The 18,429-nt window shown below is 61.7% G+C and carries 18 protein-coding genes; 17 read left to right on the forward strand and 1 reads right to left on the reverse strand.

Annotated features, from left to right (window positions below; all coding sequences use genetic code 11):
- Positions 1-335: 335 nt before the first annotated feature.
- From acnA to ccmB, 12 genes are all read left to right on the forward strand, one after another.
- Positions 336-3,011: an aconitate hydratase AcnA gene (gene acnA / locus V1T76_RS12685; RefSeq protein WP_330561025.1), complete on the forward strand. Its 2,676-nt coding sequence runs from the start codon at positions 336-338 to the stop codon at positions 3,009-3,011.
- A gap of 370 nt (positions 3,012-3,381) precedes the next feature.
- Positions 3,382-3,771, forward strand: a complete 390-nt coding sequence (locus V1T76_RS12690) for a bleomycin resistance protein (protein WP_330561026.1) — start codon at positions 3,382-3,384, stop codon at positions 3,769-3,771.
- A 142-nt stretch (positions 3,772-3,913) separates the two neighbouring features.
- Positions 3,914-4,570 (forward strand): DUF4129 domain-containing protein, encoded by a 657-nt coding sequence (locus V1T76_RS12695; protein WP_330561027.1) that lies wholly within the window; start codon positions 3,914-3,916, stop codon positions 4,568-4,570.
- Entirely contained in the window at positions 4,567-5,889 is a 1,323-nt protein-coding gene (locus V1T76_RS12700) for a hypothetical protein (protein WP_330561028.1), read from the forward strand. Before V1T76_RS12695 ends, V1T76_RS12700 begins: the two co-directional genes overlap by 4 nt.
- The gene (locus tag V1T76_RS12705; RefSeq protein WP_330561029.1) at positions 5,879-6,835 is read left to right on the forward strand and encodes an AAA family ATPase; all 957 of its coding nucleotides are present in this window, start codon (positions 5,879-5,881) and stop codon (positions 6,833-6,835) included. Before V1T76_RS12700 ends, V1T76_RS12705 begins: the two co-directional genes overlap by 11 nt.
- A 53-nt stretch (positions 6,836-6,888) precedes the next feature.
- On the forward strand, positions 6,889-8,130 hold the full coding sequence (locus V1T76_RS12710; RefSeq protein ID WP_330561030.1) for a DUF58 domain-containing protein: 1,242 nt from the start codon (positions 6,889-6,891) through the stop codon (positions 8,128-8,130).
- Positions 8,130-9,125: a stage II sporulation protein M gene (locus V1T76_RS12715; RefSeq protein ID WP_330561031.1), complete on the forward strand. Its 996-nt coding sequence runs from the start codon at positions 8,130-8,132 to the stop codon at positions 9,123-9,125. The genes V1T76_RS12710 and V1T76_RS12715 overlap by 1 nt, the downstream gene beginning before the upstream one ends.
- Positions 9,122-10,045: an RDD family protein gene (locus tag V1T76_RS12720; RefSeq protein WP_330561032.1), complete on the forward strand. Its 924-nt coding sequence runs from the start codon at positions 9,122-9,124 to the stop codon at positions 10,043-10,045. The genes V1T76_RS12715 and V1T76_RS12720 overlap by 4 nt, the downstream gene beginning before the upstream one ends.
- Before the next feature lie 48 nt (positions 10,046-10,093).
- Positions 10,094-10,984: a hypothetical protein gene (locus tag V1T76_RS12725; RefSeq protein WP_330561033.1), complete on the forward strand. Its 891-nt coding sequence runs from the start codon at positions 10,094-10,096 to the stop codon at positions 10,982-10,984.
- Between the two features lie 261 nt (positions 10,985-11,245).
- On the forward strand, positions 11,246-12,028 hold the full coding sequence (locus tag V1T76_RS12730) for a hypothetical protein (protein ID WP_330561034.1): 783 nt from the start codon (positions 11,246-11,248) through the stop codon (positions 12,026-12,028).
- A gap of 201 nt (positions 12,029-12,229) precedes the next feature.
- Complete coding sequence (ccmA, locus tag V1T76_RS12735; RefSeq protein WP_330561441.1) at positions 12,230-12,883, forward strand: heme ABC exporter ATP-binding protein CcmA; 654 nt, start codon at positions 12,230-12,232, stop codon at positions 12,881-12,883.
- Positions 12,880-13,551 (forward strand): heme exporter protein CcmB, encoded by a 672-nt coding sequence (gene ccmB / locus V1T76_RS12740; RefSeq protein ID WP_006938206.1) that lies wholly within the window; start codon positions 12,880-12,882, stop codon positions 13,549-13,551. Before ccmA ends, ccmB begins: the two co-directional genes overlap by 4 nt.
- A 6-nt stretch (positions 13,552-13,557) precedes the next feature.
- Here the strand turns inward: ccmB and V1T76_RS12745 are convergent, their stop codons facing one another.
- On the reverse strand, positions 13,558-14,190 hold the full coding sequence (locus tag V1T76_RS12745) for a LysE family translocator (RefSeq protein WP_330561442.1): 633 nt from the start codon (positions 14,188-14,190) through the stop codon (positions 13,558-13,560).
- 174 nt (positions 14,191-14,364) lie between these two features.
- On the opposite strand from V1T76_RS12745, the gene V1T76_RS12750 reads away from it, so the two are divergent.
- The 5 genes from V1T76_RS12750 (at position 14,365) to V1T76_RS12770 (ending at position 18,296) form a co-directional block, all read left to right on the forward strand.
- Complete coding sequence (locus V1T76_RS12750; RefSeq protein ID WP_330561035.1) at positions 14,365-15,132, forward strand: heme ABC transporter permease; 768 nt, start codon at positions 14,365-14,367, stop codon at positions 15,130-15,132.
- A gap of 5 nt (positions 15,133-15,137) precedes the next feature.
- Positions 15,138-15,320, forward strand: a complete 183-nt coding sequence (gene ccmD, locus V1T76_RS12755) for a heme exporter protein CcmD (RefSeq protein ID WP_330561036.1) — start codon at positions 15,138-15,140, stop codon at positions 15,318-15,320.
- A complete protein-coding gene (locus V1T76_RS12760) occupies positions 15,317-15,937 on the forward strand; it encodes a DsbE family thiol:disulfide interchange protein (RefSeq protein WP_330561037.1) in 621 nt (206 codons plus the stop codon). Before ccmD ends, V1T76_RS12760 begins: the two co-directional genes overlap by 4 nt.
- A gap of 191 nt (positions 15,938-16,128) precedes the next feature.
- Positions 16,129-17,049, forward strand: a complete 921-nt coding sequence (locus tag V1T76_RS12765) for an NAD-dependent epimerase/dehydratase family protein (protein WP_330561038.1) — start codon at positions 16,129-16,131, stop codon at positions 17,047-17,049.
- A gap of 128 nt (positions 17,050-17,177) precedes the next feature.
- Positions 17,178-18,296: an acyltransferase family protein gene (locus V1T76_RS12770; RefSeq protein ID WP_330561039.1), complete on the forward strand. Its 1,119-nt coding sequence runs from the start codon at positions 17,178-17,180 to the stop codon at positions 18,294-18,296.
- The last annotated feature ends 133 nt before the right edge of the window (positions 18,297-18,429 follow it).

Genomic DNA, 18,429 nt, shown 5'->3' on the forward strand with positions numbered 1-18,429 from the left:
GATGACGCATCTACCCGCACCCCGGGCCGCACCTTCGGTTTTTCGAAGGTATTTCCCGGATCCAATCTCCGGAAGACGCTGCTCAAGAGGCTGATACTTCACCCGAAGTATCGAGCCCGGCTTCGGCGACATGTCTGGCGGTTGGTGCCAAAGGTTGCTATAGGTGCGGCGCATCAATTTGCGGCGGCGACTGAGGGAGAGGCTCTCATCGTACCCGCGCGAAAGGATGACGGAACACGCGGCTTTTCAGCTTCGTTTCCGGAGCCTTGAGAGAGTATACCGGGCACCGGTACATACGGCCCGGGCCTTTTGGACAATGAAGGAGATCGCACGTCGTGACCCAGTCCCTCGACAGCTTCAAGTGTAAGAAAACACTGACCGCCGGCGGCAAGACCTACACCTATTTTTCCATCCCCGAAGCGGAAAAGAACGGCCTTGAAGGTGTTTCCAAACTGCCGTTCTCGCTGAAGGTGGTGCTTGAGAACCTGCTGCGCTTCGAAGATGGCCGCACGGTGACCAAGGCAGACATTCTTGCCTGCGCCGAATGGCTGAAGACCCGCAAGTCCGATCACGAGATCTCCTACCGCCCTGCCCGCGTGCTGATGCAGGATTTCACCGGCGTTCCGGCCGTGGTCGACCTTGCCGCCATGCGCGACGCTGCCGTGAAACTCGGCGGCGATCCGGAAAAGATCAACCCGCTGGTTCCCGTCGACCTCGTGATCGACCACTCGGTGATGATCGACTATTTCGGCACCAAGGACGCCTTCCGGCAGAACGTCGAGCTGGAATATGAGCGCAACCGCGAGCGCTACGAGTTCCTGCGCTGGGGCCAGTCCGCCTTCAACAATTTCCGTGCCGTGCCCCCGGGGACCGGCATCTGCCACCAGGTGAACCTGGAATACCTGGCCCAGACCGTCTGGACCAAGGACGAGGACGGCGAAACCATCGCCTATCCGGATACGCTGGTGGGCACGGACAGCCACACCACCATGGTCAACGGCCTCGCCGTTTTGGGCTGGGGTGTTGGCGGCATCGAGGCGGAAGCGGCCATGCTCGGCCAGCCGATCTCCATGCTGATCCCGGAAGTCATCGGCTTCAAGCTGACCGGCAAGCTGAACGAAGGCATCACCGCGACCGACCTCGTGCTGCGTGTCGTTGAAATGCTGCGCCAGAAGGGCGTCGTCGGCAAATTCGTCGAATTCTATGGCCCCGGCCTCGACAACCTGTCCCTAGAAGACGCGGCCACCATCGCCAACATGGCGCCGGAATACGGCGCGACCTGTGGCTTCTTCCCGGTCGACAAGGAAACCCTGAAGTATCTGGAAGCCACCGGCCGCGACAAGGACCGCGTCGCCCTGGTTGCCGAATATTCAAAGGCACAGGGCATGTTCCGCTCGGGCGGCGAGGAACCGGTCTTCACCGACACGCTGGAACTCGACATCTCCACCGTCGTTCCGGCGATCTCCGGCCCGAAACGCCCGCAGGACCGCATCAATCTTTCCGATGCCGCCACCGGTTTCACCAAGACCATGACCGAGGAGTTCAAGAAGGCGGACGAGCTTTCCAAGCGCGTCGCCGTTGAAGGCAAGGACTACGACATCGGCAACGGCGACGTCGTGATCGCCGCCATCACCTCCTGCACCAACACCTCCAACCCGTCCGTTCTGATCGGCGCCGGCCTTGTGGCCCGCAACGCGCTGAAGAAGGGCCTGAAGGTAAAGCCGTGGGTGAAAACCTCCCTGGCCCCCGGCTCTCAGGTCGTGACCGACTATCTCGAAAAAGCCGGCGTGCAGGACGATCTCGACGCACTGGGCTTCACGCTGGCCGGCTACGGCTGCACCACCTGTATCGGCAACTCCGGCCCGCTGGATCCGTCGATTTCCAAGGCGATCAACGACAACGACCTGATTGCCTGCTCGGTGCTGTCCGGCAACCGTAACTTCGAAGGCCGCGTCAACCCGGATGTGCGCGCCAACTATCTGGCCTCGCCTCCGCTGGTGGTCGCCTACGCCCTTGCCGGCAACCTGAACGTCAACATCACCGAGGATCCGCTCGGCGACGATCAGGACGGCAACCCGGTCTATCTGAAGGACATCTGGCCGACCACGGAAGAGATCACCGATCTGATCCGTGCCTCGATCAACGAGGAAATGTTCCGCACCCGCTATTCCGACGTCTTCAAGGGCGACGAGCACTGGCAGGGTATCAAGGTGGAAGGCGGCCTGACCTACACCTGGCCGGTGTCCTCTACCTACGTCCAGAACCCGCCCTACTTCGAAGGCATGACCATGGAGCCGAAGCCGCTTCAGGACATCGAGAACGCGGCGGTCATGGGCCTGTTCCTGGATTCGATCACCACCGACCACATTTCTCCGGCCGGCTCGATCAAGCTGGACAGCCCGGCAGGCAAATACCTGTCCGAGCACCAGGTCGCCCAGAAAGACTTCAACTCCTACGGCTCGCGCCGCGGCAACCACGAAGTCATGATGCGCGGCACCTTCGCCAACATTCGCATCAAGAACCAGATGGTTCCGGGTGTCGAAGGCGGCGTCACCATGAAGGACGGCAAGAAGGAATGGATCTACGACGCCTGCATGGAATACAAGGAAGCAGGTGTTCCGCTGGTCATCTTCGCCGGCAAGGAATACGGCACGGGCTCATCCCGTGACTGGGCCGCAAAAGGCACCAACCTCCTTGGCGTGCGGGCGGTCATCGCCCAGTCCTTCGAACGTATCCACCGCTCCAACCTGGTCGGCATGGGCGTTGTCCCGCTCACCTTCAAGGAAGGCGAGAGCTGGCAGTCGCACAACATCACCGGCAAGGAACGCGTGACCATCAAGGGTATCGCCGACATCCAGCCGCGCCAGATGATGGACGTGGAAGTCACCTACGAGGACGGCACCACCAAGACCATCGAGTGCCTGTGCCGTGTCGATACGCTGGATGAGCTGGAATACATCAAGGCCGGTGGCATCCTGCACTACGTGCTCAGGAACCTCGTGACGAGCTGACGCAGGCTTTTCAAATCAGGTGAGATGGAAGCGGGCCCTGAGGGGCCCGTTTTTTTCAGATAACAAACCCCTCGGCGAGCCATTCCGGACAAGTGCAGCGAAGCTGCGCGCTGATCCGGAACCCAGTGCATGCTTCGCGCCGCTGGCGCGTCTTTTTTAAGCGTCAGATGCTTGTTTGAGTTTGTGCTCGCTTTCGCTCACGCTGATTCACTGGATTCCGGATCGGGCCATGCAGCTACGCTGCAGACCGTCCGGAATGACCAGCCGAGAGTTAGTCGCCTTGCCGCGGACCCTGCAAGGCGCTTTTGTTATTTGCCACTGGTGGAAAAGTCCGTCAGGCTCAACCTCAGGCAGTTCTGGAGGTTTCCTCATGCCAGATACCAAACCACCGCATCTCTCCCATATCGCTCCGGTCTTTCCGGTCGCCGACCTGAAGGCCGCCGTCGCCTATTACCGGAACAGGCTCCTGTTCGAGAGCCGGTTCGAATGGGCGGATACGGAGGCCGAGCCCGTCCGCTATGCCATTTTGTGCCGGGACCATGTCGAATTGCATCTGTCGGCCGGGGCCGGACGGCATCCGGCGACGGCCTATTGCTTCGTGGCCGGGATCGACGGCTATTACACCTCGGTGACAGAAGCGGGCGCCGATATCGCCGAAGCGATCACCGACCGGCCCTGGGACATGCGCGAATTCGGCGCAAGGGACCCGGACGGGAACATGCTCTATTTCGGCGAGCATCTGGAGCGGATAGGGCAGTGAATGACCTGAGTAAAAACGGGGAGCGTGATCCTAACGGAACTCTGGCAGTAGCTGTCGGTTGCGAAGCTCAGACCGAGCGGCTAATAAACCCGGCATGCGCCGATTTTCGATCGTCTGTTTCTTATTGATCCTTTCAGGGACCTTGCTTCCCTCATATGCACAAGAAGCCGTTCAGGAACCGCTTGAAATCGGCGACTCGGGCAAGGAGTACCTGCGTGCGATCCGTCTGCGCGGGATCGATACGGACGTAACCTATTTCGACCCCTCCGCACCGGCGCCCAAGCTGGACACGGCGCAGGAGCCGCCGAAACCGGCAGCGGACAAACCTCAGGTGACGTTTGAAAATCGCTGGATCCCCGGCCTGATCGTCGGCGCTGTCCTTCTCGTGGTTGCCTATCTCTTCCTGCGCTTCGGCGGCCGGTTGACGGTGTCTCTCGGCCGTGACGCCGACAACCCCGGCAGCAGCCGCCCCAAAATACGCGGCCAGGCTCCCGTGTGGGCGGAAAAGCTGGCCCCGCTCGACGAGATCCTGCGCATGGAAGACCGGCAGAGGGCCCTTGTTCTGCTGACGCAAAAGGTGCTGGCCACCGCCATCGCGGCCAACGGCATCCTGATGCAGCGCAGCTGGACGGCACGCGACGCCTTGCGCCAGTTGCCCGAAAGCCATGCGCGCGATCTTCTGCGCAAGCTCGTGACCATGGCAGAACGGGTGCAGTTCGGCGGCAGGGATGTCAGCGAGGATGAGTTCAACGACCATGTCGCGAACTGCCGTTACCTGCTCGGTCCGGAGGCGGCATGAGCGAGAGCACGGCAAACACGCAAGCCAAGGGACCAAGCCTTGAAACCGCGGTCATCGCGCTGATCTGCGTCGCGGTGCTCATCGCCGGCTGGTACATACTGTCCCAGCGCCAGCAAGTGCTGCGCCGCTCTCCGGCCGGGCTCGACGGGCTTCAGGTGTGGCTGGTGAAGAACGGCGCCAGCGCCCAGAATTTTGCCGGTGGCTGGCTGATGGACCAGACAGCGGTCGGCCTCCTGGTGGTTCCGCTTTACGACACGCTGCCGGAAAGCGGCCGCAGCACCCCGGCCACCAAGGAAGAACTGCTGCAGCAGCAGGACGAATACGATATGGACACAATCGTCATTTCCGAAAAGGCCGAGCGCGTGCCGACCTTGCTTGTGCTGCCGAAATGGCGCAGCGGCATGCGCCTGACGGGTCTTGCCCACCCTGTGCTGAAGGTTGAGGCGGACCGCCTGCAGGCCATCGTGAACAAGATCACCGGTACACGCAGCACAAAGATCGGCGCCTCGACCCGGGCCTTCACCGATTTCCGGTACCGGTCACAGGCAGGCAAGCCTCTGCGGGCAGAAATCTACGCCGCCCAGACCTTTGCCAACGAAAGCTGCCGCCCGATCGTCGGCGACGCCGGTGCCATGCTGTTGGCCGACTGCCCGCTGGCAAACGCTGGCGGCGCCGAGCAGGAGCGCATCCTGGTGCTGTCCGATCCGGACCTGATCAACAACCACGGCCTGCGGTTGGGCGACAATGCCGGGATTGCCCTCGATGTCCTGACCGAGAAGGCCGGTACCCGGAATATCGTCATCGACTACAGCCGGTCCTCCTGGCTGCGCGATCCCGTAAGCGAGCCCAGGCGCGAGCGCACCTGGGAAGATCTGCTGCGCTTCTTCGGCCCGCCTTTCCGGTCCCTGTGGCTCGGCGGCGCGCTGCTGCTGGGATTGGCGTTGTGGCGCGGGTTCAGCCGCTATGGCCCCATTCGCGACGAGGAGGCAGGCCCCGGCGCAGGCAAGGATCTGGCGGTGCAGGCGCGCGGACGACTGATGCGGCTTTCCGGGCAGGATGGAGCCCTTGTCCGCGAATATGCGACCGCTCGTATTTCGGCAACGGCGTCGGCGCTGTTCGGACCGGCCCATGCCCGTCATTATGCCGGAGAAGACGCCTTTCTGACCTACACCGAACGCCGTCACCCGGCCCTGGCGCCGCGCCTTCGCGCGATCCTGGCCGACATACGAAAACTGCCTGCCCGGCTTCCCGCAGCGGAAGCCATCCAGCACATCGACCAATTGGAACAGGTATTGGAGCAAATAACCCATGACGCTTGAAGCGCTGCGCGAACGGACCGATGCCTTGCGGACCGAGATCGGCCGGACCGTTCTCGGACAGGATGACATCATCGACCTGTTGCTGATCGCCTTGTTTGCCCGCGGCCACGTGCTGCTGGAAGGCCCTCCCGGCACGGCCAAGACGCTGCTTGCCCGCAGCTTTTCGGCGGCGCTTGCACTCGATTTCGGCCGCATCCAGTTCACGCCGGACCTGATGCCCGGCGATGTGCTCGGCACCTCGATCTTCGATTTCCGCACCAACACTTTCGTGCTGACCAAGGGACCGGTGTTCTCGCAGGTGCTGCTGGCCGACGAAATCAACCGCGCCCCACCCAAGACCCAGGCCGCCCTGCTTCAGGCCATGAGCGAACGCATGGTCAGCATTGATGGTACGGACCATTCCCTCGGACGGGAGTTCATCGTCGTGGCGACGCAGAACCCCATCGAGCAGCAGGGCACCTATCCCCTGCCGGAAGCCCAGCTCGACCGATTCCTGTTCAAGCTGGTGATCGACTTTCCGCCGGAAGACATCGAAATGGCGATCCTCCGCCAGCACGCAGACAAGCCGCTGGAAGCCGGTATGGAAACCGCCACGCTGTCCAAGGTGCTTGATTCGGCCGCCCTTGAGGAAACAAGGGCGCTGGTCGACAGCATCATCCTGAAAGATGACATCCTGGCCTATATCCTGCGCCTGATCCGCGCGACCCGCCAGAGCTCCGAGATCGCCTTCGGCGCCTCGACCCGTGCGGCCGACGCGCTGGCAAGCGCGGCACGCGCAACGGCGGCGCTCAACGGACGCGATTACGCTATTCCCGATGACGTCAAACGCCTGTTCGTTCCGGCCCTCCGCCACAGGATCGTCCTTGGCCCGGCGGCCGAGATCGAAGGCCGCAGCCCGGCGCAGGTTCTGGAAAACATTCTCAACCAGATCGAGGCTCCCCGCTGATCCGGCCCTCCAAACGACTGCTCGCCTTTGGCGCGGTGGCCCTGGTCATCTCGGTGATCACGGTTGTCACCGGGGGCGCTGCGCGAGAAATCGGCGCGGTGCCCTGGGTCGTGCTCGTCGTGCTGCTCGGCGTCGATCTGGCGATGTCGCTCCGCCGACCGAAAAACCTGACCTTTGAAGCCCCGGCAGAGGTGTTCGTCGGCGAGACTGCCAGGCTGGAACTGGATCTTGCCCGGGCACCGCAAGGGCTATGGGGGAAAATCGACTGGCCGGACGGACTTGGCGGCGACACGGAATTCGCCTTTGCGCCGGCAACGGATGGCTCTGCCCGGGTGGAAGTTGCCTGCCGGGCGGTTCGGCGGGGCATTTGGCGTGTCGACCATCTCTGGCTGTTCTGGCGCTCCCGCCTCAAACTGCTGGAGTTCGTGCCGAAGCTGGCCGTCGGGGCAGAAATTCGCGTGGTTCCGAACATCCGGATGGTGCAATCCGGGCAGATCACCACCACCGTGCTGTCGACGCTTTATGGCGTGAAGGAAAACCGCGCGGTGGGCGAAGGGTCGGAATTCCAGCAACTTCGCGATTTCGTCCAGGGCATGGACATCAAGACCATCGACTGGAAACGCTCCGCAAGGCGGCGTTCTCTCGTTGCCAAGGAATTGCGCGCCGAGCGCAACCATCATGTCATCGTCGCGCTCGACAACGGTTACCTGATGCGGGAGGAGATCGGCGGCCTGCCGAAGATCGATCACGCCGTGACCGCCGCGCTCGCGACTGCCTGGGCGGCCGCCATCGGCGGCGATCTGGTCGGCTATTATTCCTACGACGTCAAACCGCGCACCTTCTCCGCACCCACCGCGGGCCGCACGGCGTTTGCGCGCCTGCGGAGCTGGACGGCGGAACTTTCCTATGTCGGCCGCGAAACCAACCACACTCTGGCCCTGACAGAACTCAATGCACGCACGCCCAAGCGCAGCCTGCTGATCATCTTCACAGATTTCGTTGACACCACATCTGCCGAACTGCTGGTGGAAAACATCGGCATCCTGGCCAAGAGGCACCTCCTGATTTTCGTTGCCATACGCGACCCGGACCTGGAACAGCTTGTGGAAACGGCTCCGGGTGACCTTGATGGCGCGGCCCGGCTTGTGGCCGCCAATCAGGCGCTCAACGAGCGCCGGCTGGTGTTCGAAAAACTGTCCCGAATGGGTGTCACCATTGTCGACGCCAAACCGAATGCCGTGACCGCACGGCTGATTTCCGCCTATCTCGAAATCAAGGCCCGGGAGCTGATCTGATGGACACACAGGATCTGATGCGCTCCGCCCGGTTCCGCAAGGAACGGGAAGCCGACTGGCAGAGACTGGAAACCCTGGTCCGCAAGGCGGAAGGCCGCGGCCTTCAGCACATGGAATTCGCGGAGACCCGGGATCTCGCCTCGCTTTACCGGCAGGCGACGACCTCACTGGCGATCGCCCGCGAAATCTCGCTCGACAAAGCCCTGCTCGGCTATCTGGAAGCGCTCACGGCCCGCGCATATCTGTGCGTCTATGCCCCGCAGGAACGGCTTGGCGGCTTGCTGGAACGCTTCCTGAGGGAAGGTGCGCCAAAGGCCATGCGCCGGTCCTGGTTCTATATCCTGCTCGGGTTTCTGTGCATGGGGCTTGGCGCCCTGACGGGCTATCTGCTCTATTTCGAGAACAACGACTGGTTCTACGTGATGATGCCGGCGGACCTGGCCGGGGGCAGAGGGCCGGACGCAACCACGGAATCCCTGCGCTCCGTGATCTACGGCGACAGTCAGGCAAGCGGGCTCGGGGCATTCGCTACCTATCTGTTTTCCCACAACACCCGCATTGCCATCTTCGTTTTCGGACTTGGCGTCTTTGCCTGCGCACCCGCCATCTTGCTGACGTTCTACAACGGCCTGTCTCTTGGCGCGTTTCTGGCCCTTCACGTCGACCGGGGGCTTGGCCTCGACCTTGCCGGCTGGCTGTCTATCCATGGCGTGACCGAAATCTCGGCCATCTGCATCGCCTGCGGCGGCGGCTTGCAACTGGGGACCGCGGTGCTTTTTCCCGGCAACAGATCGCGCAGTGTCGCCCTCAGGGAAGCCGGGCGCGATGCGGTTAAACTGGCCATTGTCGCGGCCATCATGCTTGTGGCTGCGGCACTTCTGGAAGGCTTCGGCCGGCAACTGGTGCAAGACCTTGAGGCACGGCTGATCATCGGCTGGGGCATCGGCGCGCTCTGGTTGTCCTGGTTCCTCCTGGGTGGGCGGAGCCGGCGATGAGACTGCGCTTCTGGAAACGGGCCAGATCGGACAGACCTTCCCCTTCAACGCTTGTGCCACCGGAGGGCGTGCCGCTGACGCTGCCCATTGCAGGCGTTGGTGTGCGCTTTGCGGCCCAGCTCACCGATATCGTGCTGACCGCGATCGCCGCGATCTGCGTGCTGATCCTGCTTGGCATATTGGACCTGACTTCGCCTCAGACGCTGGTGGCCATCGGCGCCCTGCTGTTCTTTCTGATCCGCGTTCCTTACTACGTCATGTCCGAGCTGGCCTGGAACGGCCAGACCATCGGCAAGCGCCTGATGAAGATCAAGGTGGTCTCCCACGACGGCGGACCGCTGACCGCACGCGCACTTGTCCTGCGCAATCTGATGAAGGAAGCGGAAATCTTTCTGCCTGGAACGCTGCTGCTGACGCTGGATTCGGCAACGCCGCTCGCCTCGCTCGCGGCTTTTGCCTGGGTCACCATGGCGCTGATGATCCCCCTGTTCAACCGCTACCGGCGCAGGCTGGGCGACATGATGGCCGGCACCCATGTGATCCACCTGCCCGTGCCGGTGCTTCTGAAGGATCTGGCCAGCGAGACGGTCCCGATCGGGACGACACGCAAGAAATTCGTCTTCCTGTCGCACCAGCTCGACCATTACGGCGCCTTCGAACTGCAGACGCTGGAATCTCTGCTTCGTGGCCAGAACACACCGGCCGGAGCCGAAGCGGCCCGCCAGCGCAACGCCACGCTGGAAGCCATCGTGGAAAAGATACGCAAGAAGATCGGTTATGCCGCACCGGTGCCTCCGGTGGACCGGCTGCCGTTCCTTCAGGCGTTCTACAACGCCCAGCGGGAACACCTTGAGCAACGCCAGCTCTTCGGCGACAAGCGGGAAAACAAGCACTACGCCCAGTCTGGCGAGGAACGTTAGCCGCGCCGCCTGACGCTGCGCATTTCCAGCCCCAGTGGACCAATCAGTTTGCAGAAACAAGACAATCAAGCGCTCAGAGCCTATTTCCGCGACCGTGTGAGCCAGACCGGGGGTACACAGGAGCAGTCTGTCCGACAGCTACTCGGCGTTGGCGCGCTGATTGGAAGCAGTTTTTCGATCATGCTCCGGCAGCTTCTGCCTGTGCTTGTAATCGGCTTCGTGATTAGCCTGCTCGGAGCCTTTTTGGCATGGTCGATGGTCGGCATCGAAGCAGCGCTCAATCTGGAATCCGATGACGCCAGCGATCTGGCAGGGCTGAGGGATCTTGTCACGGCCTGCGTCGACGTTCTGGTGTTTGCCATGACCGCGGCATGTCTTGCGCAACTGACCTATGACATCAAGCTGAACCGACCCGTCTCGATTGCCCGCTATCTTCTGCCGGCCTTGAGGGCCAGCCCGGCGATCTGTTTGCAAAACAGCCTGCTGCTCATCGTCTTCGTTCTGATTGCCCTGCCGCCGATCATCACCGCCGTCTATTTTGATACGATCGTCATCTCGCTCCTGACGCTCGGGGGTCTGCCTTTCCTTGCGCTGTGGGGATGTTCGGTCTTTCTGGTTCTTGCGCCCGCTGTTGTCATTGAGCGGATCGGATTCGGCGGGCTGAAGCGCTCCTGGTCGCTGACGAAAACCTACCGCTGGCAGATTGCAGGAGCCGTGCTGCCGGTTTGGCTTTGCTCGTTTGCCATTGCACTTGCCGGCGCCTTACCCGTGGAATTTCTCGCCAGGCAGGGACATACTGCCTGGGCTCTGCCCGTCTTTGCCGCAACAAACGCACTGGCAAGCGGCCCTTTGGCAATTCTTGCCTCACTGGTCTACGCACGCTTACGCGAAATCAAGGAAGGCATCAGTGTCGACCAGGTGGCCGACGTCTTCGACTGAGTGTCAGGAGGCTCAAGCTTCCACGTCCGGGCCCGCTTGAGGGCTGCGACAGATGGATTTATGGTGGATAACCGCAAAGCAGCACGTCTTCGTCGGAAGGTGGACATGATGTTTGCGCATTCAGAGATTCACGGTTTTCGGACAGTCCATAGCCTCCGGCAGATAATTTTCGCCCGCTTGGCGAGCTTCACTTGTTGGCATATGAGCTGAATTTGAATACCCGCTTTTGAAAAAACTATTGGAAGATTACGGAGCAATTGAATGACCGACACGACTATTAGCCAACCCACGGCCTCCCTGGGCGTTGGCTCCATTATCGGCGAGAGTTTTTCTATCCTCTTCAGGCATTTCATCCAGGTCGTCATCGTCGGCTTCGTGCCGAACCTGATCGGCTTTCTGATTTCCGGTGCTCTGATCGGCTTTGGCGCAGCGCTTGGCGTCCAGCCGCAGGAGTTTTCCGGACCAGGCAGCATCGTTGCCAACGTCCTGTCGGTCCTGATCAGCATGGTGGTCTACTCCATCACGACCGCCCTTCTGGTGCAGCTCGCCTATGACGCCAAGCTGTCGCGTCCGGTGCGCCTCGGCCGCTATTTCGGCCCGGCCCTGAGCTCTGTTGTTCCGCTGGCCGTCCTGACGATCGTCGTCTCGATCCTGGTCGGCATCGGCCTGGTCCTGCTGATCGTCCCGGGCCTGTGGGTCTATGCGGTATTTGCCGTCATGGCACCGGCCGTCGTGATCGAACGCGCCGGCTTCGGTGGCCTCGGCCGCAGCAAGTACCTGACCAAGGAATACCGCTGGCCGATCCTGGGCGCGCTGGTTCTGGCCATCATCTGCGCCAGCATCATCAACATCGTTGCCCTGTTTGTCGTCGGCCTCGTGGCCTCCGCCGGCAGCATCGGCATGGTTATCGGCGTCATCCTGTTTGCGGCCATTTCCACCGTCGGTGCGGGCTTCCTCAGTATCCTTGTCGCGCTGATCTATGCACGTTTGCGCGAAATCAAGGAAGGCGTCAGCGTCGACCAGATCGCGGCCGTCTTCGACTGACCGCGTTGCAACGCAGGGCCTGTCCGCCTTGCGTCTCCAAATTCGTCCGGCGAGCGGGTCCGGACAGCAAACACCCGGGGCCTGCCCCGGGTGTTTTGTCTTTGAGCAAGGACAAGGCGGGGAATTTTCCTTGCATCATAACGGGGCAGCCAACTAACAAGGTTCAACCCAACCAGCCGCCGGAGCGTTCCCCTGAAACTCATTGCCGAAAACCTGACCATTGATCGTGGCGGACGCCGGGTGTTTCAGGATCTCTCCTTTGAGCTTCCCTCCGGCACGGCGCTGGTCGTGACGGGTGCGAACGGCATCGGCAAGTCCTCCTTGCTGCGCACGCTGGCGGGTCTGGTTGCCCTTGCCGGTGGAACCTTGCGGCTGGATGACGGTGTCGAAGACCGGCCGCCAGCCGAACACGCCCACTATTTTGGCCATCAGAACGCGGTCAAGGCTGCCCTTTCAGTGTTTGAAAACCTGTCGTTCTGGCAGGGTTTTACCTCACCGGTCACGACACCCGCCTACCAGGCGACCGCGTTGTCGCCAGAGGCCGCGCTCGATCTGCTCGGCATCGGCCATACGATTGACCTGCCGGCGGGGTTTCTGTCGGCCGGCCAGACAAGGCGCCTGGCCCTTGCCCGGCTTCTGGTCACCCCGCGCCCGATCTGGCTGATGGACGAACCGACATCAGCCCTCGACAAGGCGTCCGAAGGCCAGCTTCTGGAGCTGATGAACGGACATCTGGTGGCCGGCGGCCTGATCGTGACTGCCACCCATACCGAACTGGCTCTTGCCAAAACCAGCATCCTGCATCTGCGCACCGCCGATCCCGTTTTCCCGGAAGAGGAGGATCTGCCCGCATGAGTTCCTGGGCTGCAGTTCTGTTTCGGCGGGATCTTCGACTGTCGGTGCGCGTCGGCGGTAGCGCGCTGGTCGGCGTCCTGTTCTTCCTGGCCGTTGTCACCGTCATACCCTTCGGCGTCGGACCGGACCTGAACCTGCTGTCGCGCATCGGTCCCGCCATTTTGTGGATCGGGGCGCTTCTGGCGACCCTGCTTGGCTTGGACCGGTTGTTTCAGGCCGACCGGGAAGACGGCACGCTGGACCTGATGCTGATGGCCGGGCGTCCGCTGGAACTTCTGGTGCTGATCAAATGCCTGGCCCATTGGGTCGCAACCGGTCTGCCGCTGGTGATTGCCGCACCCTTGCTCGGCATTTTTCTCAATCTCGACCCTGTCGCCACGGGAGCCGTCACGCTGACACTGCTGGTCGGCACGCCTGCCCTGACGCTGATCGGCGCTATTGGCGCGGCGCTCACCGTCTCCCTGCGCCGCGGCGGCCTGCTGCTGGCCGTGCTGGTCATACCGCTGGCCATTCCCGTGCTGATTTTCGGCGTCAGCGCCGCGGATGCCGCCATTCATGACCCCGTGCCGTTCCTCACGCCGTTCCTCATCCTGTGCGCGCTGTCCCTGATCGCGGCAGTGATCGGCCCGCTTGCCGCCGCCGCCGCGCTCAGGTTTGCTGGCGATTGACGCCGACTAGTTACGTCCACTCAGGGCCAGACGGCAAGCAAGACCCGCAAAGACGGTCGCCAGCAGATATTGGGGCAACTTCGGGAAACGCGTGAGACCGGCAAGACGGCTGCGGATGTGGCCGCCAAGCAGAACGACTGAACCGTTCACCAGAAATCCGATGCCATTGATAACGGACGCCAGCACCAGCATCTGAGCCGTCAGCGAGCCGCCATCGGCAGAAATGAACTGCGGAAACAGGGCCAGCACGAAGAGTGCCATCTTCGGGTTGAGAAGATTGGTTGCCAGGCCTTCCAGGAAAATGCGCCGGTGGCTGAGACGTCTCAGGCCACTCACCGGCTCAAGCCCCGTGCCTTGCGACCGCAGTGCCTTCCAGGCGAGGTAAAGCAGATAGGCGCATCCCGCCCAGCGGATCGCCTCATAGGCGGCCGGGACCGTCGTCAGAAGCTGCGACAGGCCCATGGCCGCCGCAAGCGCATGACAATAGGTGCCCAGCGCGATGCCGGCGTAGGTCAGGAAGCCTGCGGACTTTCCCTGGCTGATACTGCGCGAGGCAATGAGCAGCATGTCGGGTCCGGGCGTCGCAGTCAGAACCAGCGAGGCAGCGGCGAATATGAGAAGCGTTGAAAAATCCGGCAAGGTGAGGTCCTTGAAGGTGAAGCCGGTAGACCCAATTACTACCATTGGCAGCAAACACAAACTGTAATCTGACACGCGCGGACTTGGATTTGCGCTTAGGCTTGACACCGCGCAAAGCGCACTGCGGCATACTCGTCCATTGAAGCGCGCAACGCTCTCGATTAGAACGGTTCCATGGCAATTTGGGATTACGCAAATCCGACGCGGTTTTTGAGGCTGGTGCAGGTGGTTCTGCCCTGGCTCATCGGCCTGTGCGTTATCGCGTTCGCCGCCGGGCTCTACATGAGTTTCTTCGTCGCGCCGGAGGACTATCAGCAGGGCGATACGGTGCGGATCATGTATATCCATGTGCCGGCCGCCTGGCTCAGCATGATGTGCTACTCTGTCATGGCCTTGTCGTCTCTCGGGACCCTCGTGTGGAAGCATCCGCTGGCGGATGTTTCCGCCAAGAGCGCGGCTCCCATCGGCGCGGCCTTCACCTTCATGGCGCTGGTGACGGGATCGCTCTGGGGCAAGCCCATGTGGGGCACCTACTGGGTATGGGACGCCCGGCTGACCTCGGTCCTGGTCCTCTTCATCATGTATCTGGGCCTGATGACGCTCTGGCGCACGATGGAAGACCCGATCAAGGCCGGCAAGGCGGCAGCCATTCTGACGCTCGTTGGCGCGCTGAACCTGCCGATCATCAAGTTTTCGGTGGACTGGTGGAACACGCTGCACCAGCCCGCCAGCGTCATGCGCATGGACGGCCCGACCATTCACCCGGACATTCTCTGGCCGCTTCTGGTCATGGCGGTTGCCTTTACACTGCTGTTCTTCGTGCTGCACCTGATGGCGATGCGCAACGAAATCCTGCGCCGCCGCGTGCGTGCCCTGCGCCTGCGTGCCGCCAGCGCCGCGCAGCCGGGCACGGCGGCTGCCACGGCACAGCCTGCGGAGTAAGTCTCATGGATCTAGGCCCACACGCTGGTTTCATCTGGGCATCCTATGGCCTTTGTCTTCTGACGGTCCTCGGCCTGATCGCCTGGGTGCGCATCGACAAGGCCCAGCAGGAAAAAGCCCTCAAGGACCTGGCTGCCCGTGGCATCGCGCGCGCCCGGCCGGCGGGTGAAGGAAAAGCAAGCTCATGACGTCCCACGATACCGGTGCCGGACAAACCGAACCGCGAACCGCGAAACGCGGGTTCCCGGTTCTGGTACTGCTGCCGCTGGTGGTGTTCGCCGGCCTGGCCGCCCTGTTCCTGTTTCAGCTGACCCTTGGCGGCGACCCGCAGAAAATTCCCTCCGCCTTGATCAACAAACCGGCGCCGGAATTCGACCTGCCGCCAGTCGAAGGCCTGACCGAGGGCGACACTGCTGTTCCCGGATTTTCCCGACAGGATCTCAGCGGCAAGATTTCCGTCGTCAACGTGTTTGCCTCCTGGTGCGTTCCCTGCCGACAGGAACACCCGCTTCTGGAAGATCTGGCCAAGGTTGAGGGCATTCAGCTTCTCGGCATCAACTACAAGGACAAGCCGGAAAACGCGCGCCGGTTTCTGGGCAGCCTCGGCAATCCCTATCAGCGCGTCGGCGCCGATACCGCCGGCCGCACGGCCATCGAATGGGGGGTCTACGGTGTGCCCGAAACCTTCGTCATCGATGGGGACGGCATGATTCGGTACAAGTTCATCGGCCCTTTGAGCGGTGAAACCTACCAGAACGTCTTCCTGCCCGAACTGAAGAAGATCATGGCAGGTGACAAGTCCTGACCTTGCGGATTTCAGGAACACCGGCAGCGTGGTCTTGAGACCACCTATCCTGTTGAAAGCGGCCGATTTGTTTAGCCCACCACTTTCCCACTGGTGTCACCGGCCCACAGGCGGGCCCCCATTTACAATTTGCTCCGTGCCCGCTCTAAAGTCCGGATCACTTTGAAACGCCGAGAGCGGAGAGGCCTGACTTGAAAGTTCTTGTAATCGGCGGCTGCGGATTCATCGGCTCTCACGTGGTGGACAAGTGCCTGCAGCAGGGCCTGTCGGTTCGGGTCATGGACACCCGGCCGGAACTCTACCGGCCACCGCTTCCCGGCGTCGACTACGTGTTTCAGGATCTGTCCGATCATCACCGGTTAGCCGATGCTCTGTCCGGTGTGGACGCCGTTGTGCATCTGGCCAGCACCACCGTTCCCTCGACCTCGAACCTCGATCCGGCGGCGGATATCTCCGGCAACCTCATTCCGACCGTCCGCCTTCTGGAAGCCATGCGTGCGAGCGGCACAAGGAAACTGGTCTTCTTCTCCTCCGGCGGGACGGTCTACGGCATTCCGGGGCAGGATCCGGTGCCGGAGGACCATCCGCTGAATCCGATTTCCTCCTACGGCATCGTCAAGCTGGCGATCGAGCAATACCTGCGCATGGAACAGCAGCTCCAGGGGCTGGAGTTCGTCGCGCTGAGGCCGGCGAACATCTATGGACCGCGCCAGGCACAGGTCGGCCTGCTTGGTGTGATCGGAACCTACCTGCGGAAGGTGTCGGATGATGAACCCATCGAAATCTGGGGCGACGGCAGCATCGTGCGCGACTTCGTTCACGTCGAGGATGTTGCCGACCTGTGTCACCGCGCTCTGGTCTCCAGTGCCACCGGTAGCTTCAATGCCGGAAGTGGCGCAGGCACATCCATTTCACAGATCGTCGAGATCATTAGCCAGACCACAGGCCGCACGTTGCAGCCTGTCTACAAGGCGGGCCGCAACTTCGACGTGCCGCGGGTGGTGCTGGATATCGCCAAGGCACAGGCGACGTTCGACTGGCTGCCCACCGTACCGCTTCACCGCGGCATCCGGGAAACCTGGGACTGGGTGAGGAAGCAAAGCGCCTCTTGACGCTCCAACGGCACACGATCTCGCCGGACCGGCCATTTCGGAAGATTTACCCATAATAAATCAGCGCCAGCATAGATAAGCCAGGCTCCGGGGTCTTTATTGACCATCGGTAAAGGGGGAATATGCGCATGAATGTAACCGGCAGCGGGGCAAAAGTTCGACTGGAACAACTGACCGGACTGCGCTTTTTCGCAGCCTTGCTGGTCTTCGGAGTGCATTTCCGCTGGGATACGAGCGGCGATTTCGTCAAGACCATTGCCGAACAGGGCTACGTCGGCGTCTCGTTCTTCTTCATCCTGTCCGGCTTCGTGCTGACGCAGTCCTACAAGACGAGGATCCTTGCCGGCACGATTTCCTTCCGCAAATACTTCCTGCTCCGGATTGCCCGCCTGACGCCCCTGCATTTCCTCACGGGCCTGCCGTTTCTCTACTTCTCGATCATGCAGGTCGAGGCGATCTACTCCGAGGAATTCAGCATCATCAAGACGGTCCTGAACCTGACCTACCTGCAAAGCTGGATTCCCGTTTCGTCGATCTATTTTTCTCTGAACGCGCCCTCCTGGTCCCTGTCGGACGAGATGTTCTTCTATCTGTGCTTCTTCGCCCTGGTCGCCTTTTCACCGCGCAAACTTCTTGCTTTGACGCTGGGGCTCGGCCTTGTGGTATTCGTCTCAGCTGTTCTCGTTCAGCTTTTCCTGGGCGATGTGATCTTCTTTGGCAAGTATGCGTTCTCCCATTGGCTGTTCTATATCTTTCCGGGCTTTCGCATCCTGGAGTTTCTTGTCGGCATGGTGCTGCACGAGGTCTGGCGCCGCGGTGTCCGGCTGCCAGGCTTCGTTCAACCGGTAAGCTATCTTTTGCTGTTCGCGACCATGTGGCTGGCACCGGACGTGCCGGACCCGTTCCGCTATTCCCTGTTCTTTCTGCCGGTGATCACGCTGTTCTTTTTTGCCCATCTGACGGAAGGCGCCGCACTTACCCAGGTGTTTGCAACTCGCCCCCTCGTGCTTCTGGGCAACGCTTCTTTCGCCTTCTACCTGGTCCACCAGCCGTCGCTCCATCTGATGAACATCTTCCTGAGGCCAGCCATCCCGGCGGATGTGGTTTTCTTTCCGGTTTCGCTCTGCATCACCGCCGCGTTTTCGGTTTTCCTCTACAAGGTTTACGAAATGCCGGCGGAGCGCGCCTTGAAATCCTGGGTCAACGGCAAAAGACCGGCGCCAGCACCGACCAAGGCACTGCCCTGAACCGCAACTTCTGCATCCGGGAGCGGCAGGCCGCTTAACATAATTTCAATGCCGACAGCCGATCATTGCGGCCAACCGGCGCCTATCAGACCACCGACTGCCAGCCGCCCTCCCGGCCAGTTTGGCACCAACC

The organism is Roseibium sp. FZY0029 (assembly GCF_036350355.1).
GTDB lineage: Bacteria > Pseudomonadota > Alphaproteobacteria > Rhizobiales > Stappiaceae > Roseibium.

Excerpts from the sequence above, each read along its gene's own strand:
- V1T76_RS12690 (WP_330561026.1), top strand. The coding sequence starts at position 3,382 with ATGCCAGATACCAAACCACCGCATCTCTCCCATATCGCTCCGGTCTTT.
- V1T76_RS12700 (WP_330561028.1), top strand. The coding sequence starts at position 4,567 with ATGAGCGAGAGCACGGCAAACACGCAAGCCAAGGGACCAAGCCTTGAA.
- V1T76_RS12705 (WP_330561029.1), top strand. The coding sequence starts at position 5,879 with ATGACGCTTGAAGCGCTGCGCGAACGGACCGATGCCTTGCGGACCGAG.
- V1T76_RS12715 (WP_330561031.1), top strand. The coding sequence starts at position 8,130 with ATGGACACACAGGATCTGATGCGCTCCGCCCGGTTCCGCAAGGAACGG.
- V1T76_RS12720 (WP_330561032.1), top strand. The coding sequence starts at position 9,122 with ATGAGACTGCGCTTCTGGAAACGGGCCAGATCGGACAGACCTTCCCCT.
- V1T76_RS12730 (WP_330561034.1), top strand. The coding sequence starts at position 11,246 with ATGACCGACACGACTATTAGCCAACCCACGGCCTCCCTGGGCGTTGGC.
- ccmB (WP_006938206.1), top strand. The coding sequence starts at position 12,880 with ATGAGTTCCTGGGCTGCAGTTCTGTTTCGGCGGGATCTTCGACTGTCG.
- V1T76_RS12750 (WP_330561035.1), top strand. The coding sequence starts at position 14,365 with ATGGCAATTTGGGATTACGCAAATCCGACGCGGTTTTTGAGGCTGGTG.
- ccmD (WP_330561036.1), top strand. The coding sequence starts at position 15,138 with ATGGATCTAGGCCCACACGCTGGTTTCATCTGGGCATCCTATGGCCTT.
- V1T76_RS12760 (WP_330561037.1), top strand. The coding sequence starts at position 15,317 with ATGACGTCCCACGATACCGGTGCCGGACAAACCGAACCGCGAACCGCG.
- V1T76_RS12770 (WP_330561039.1), top strand. The coding sequence starts at position 17,178 with ATGAATGTAACCGGCAGCGGGGCAAAAGTTCGACTGGAACAACTGACC.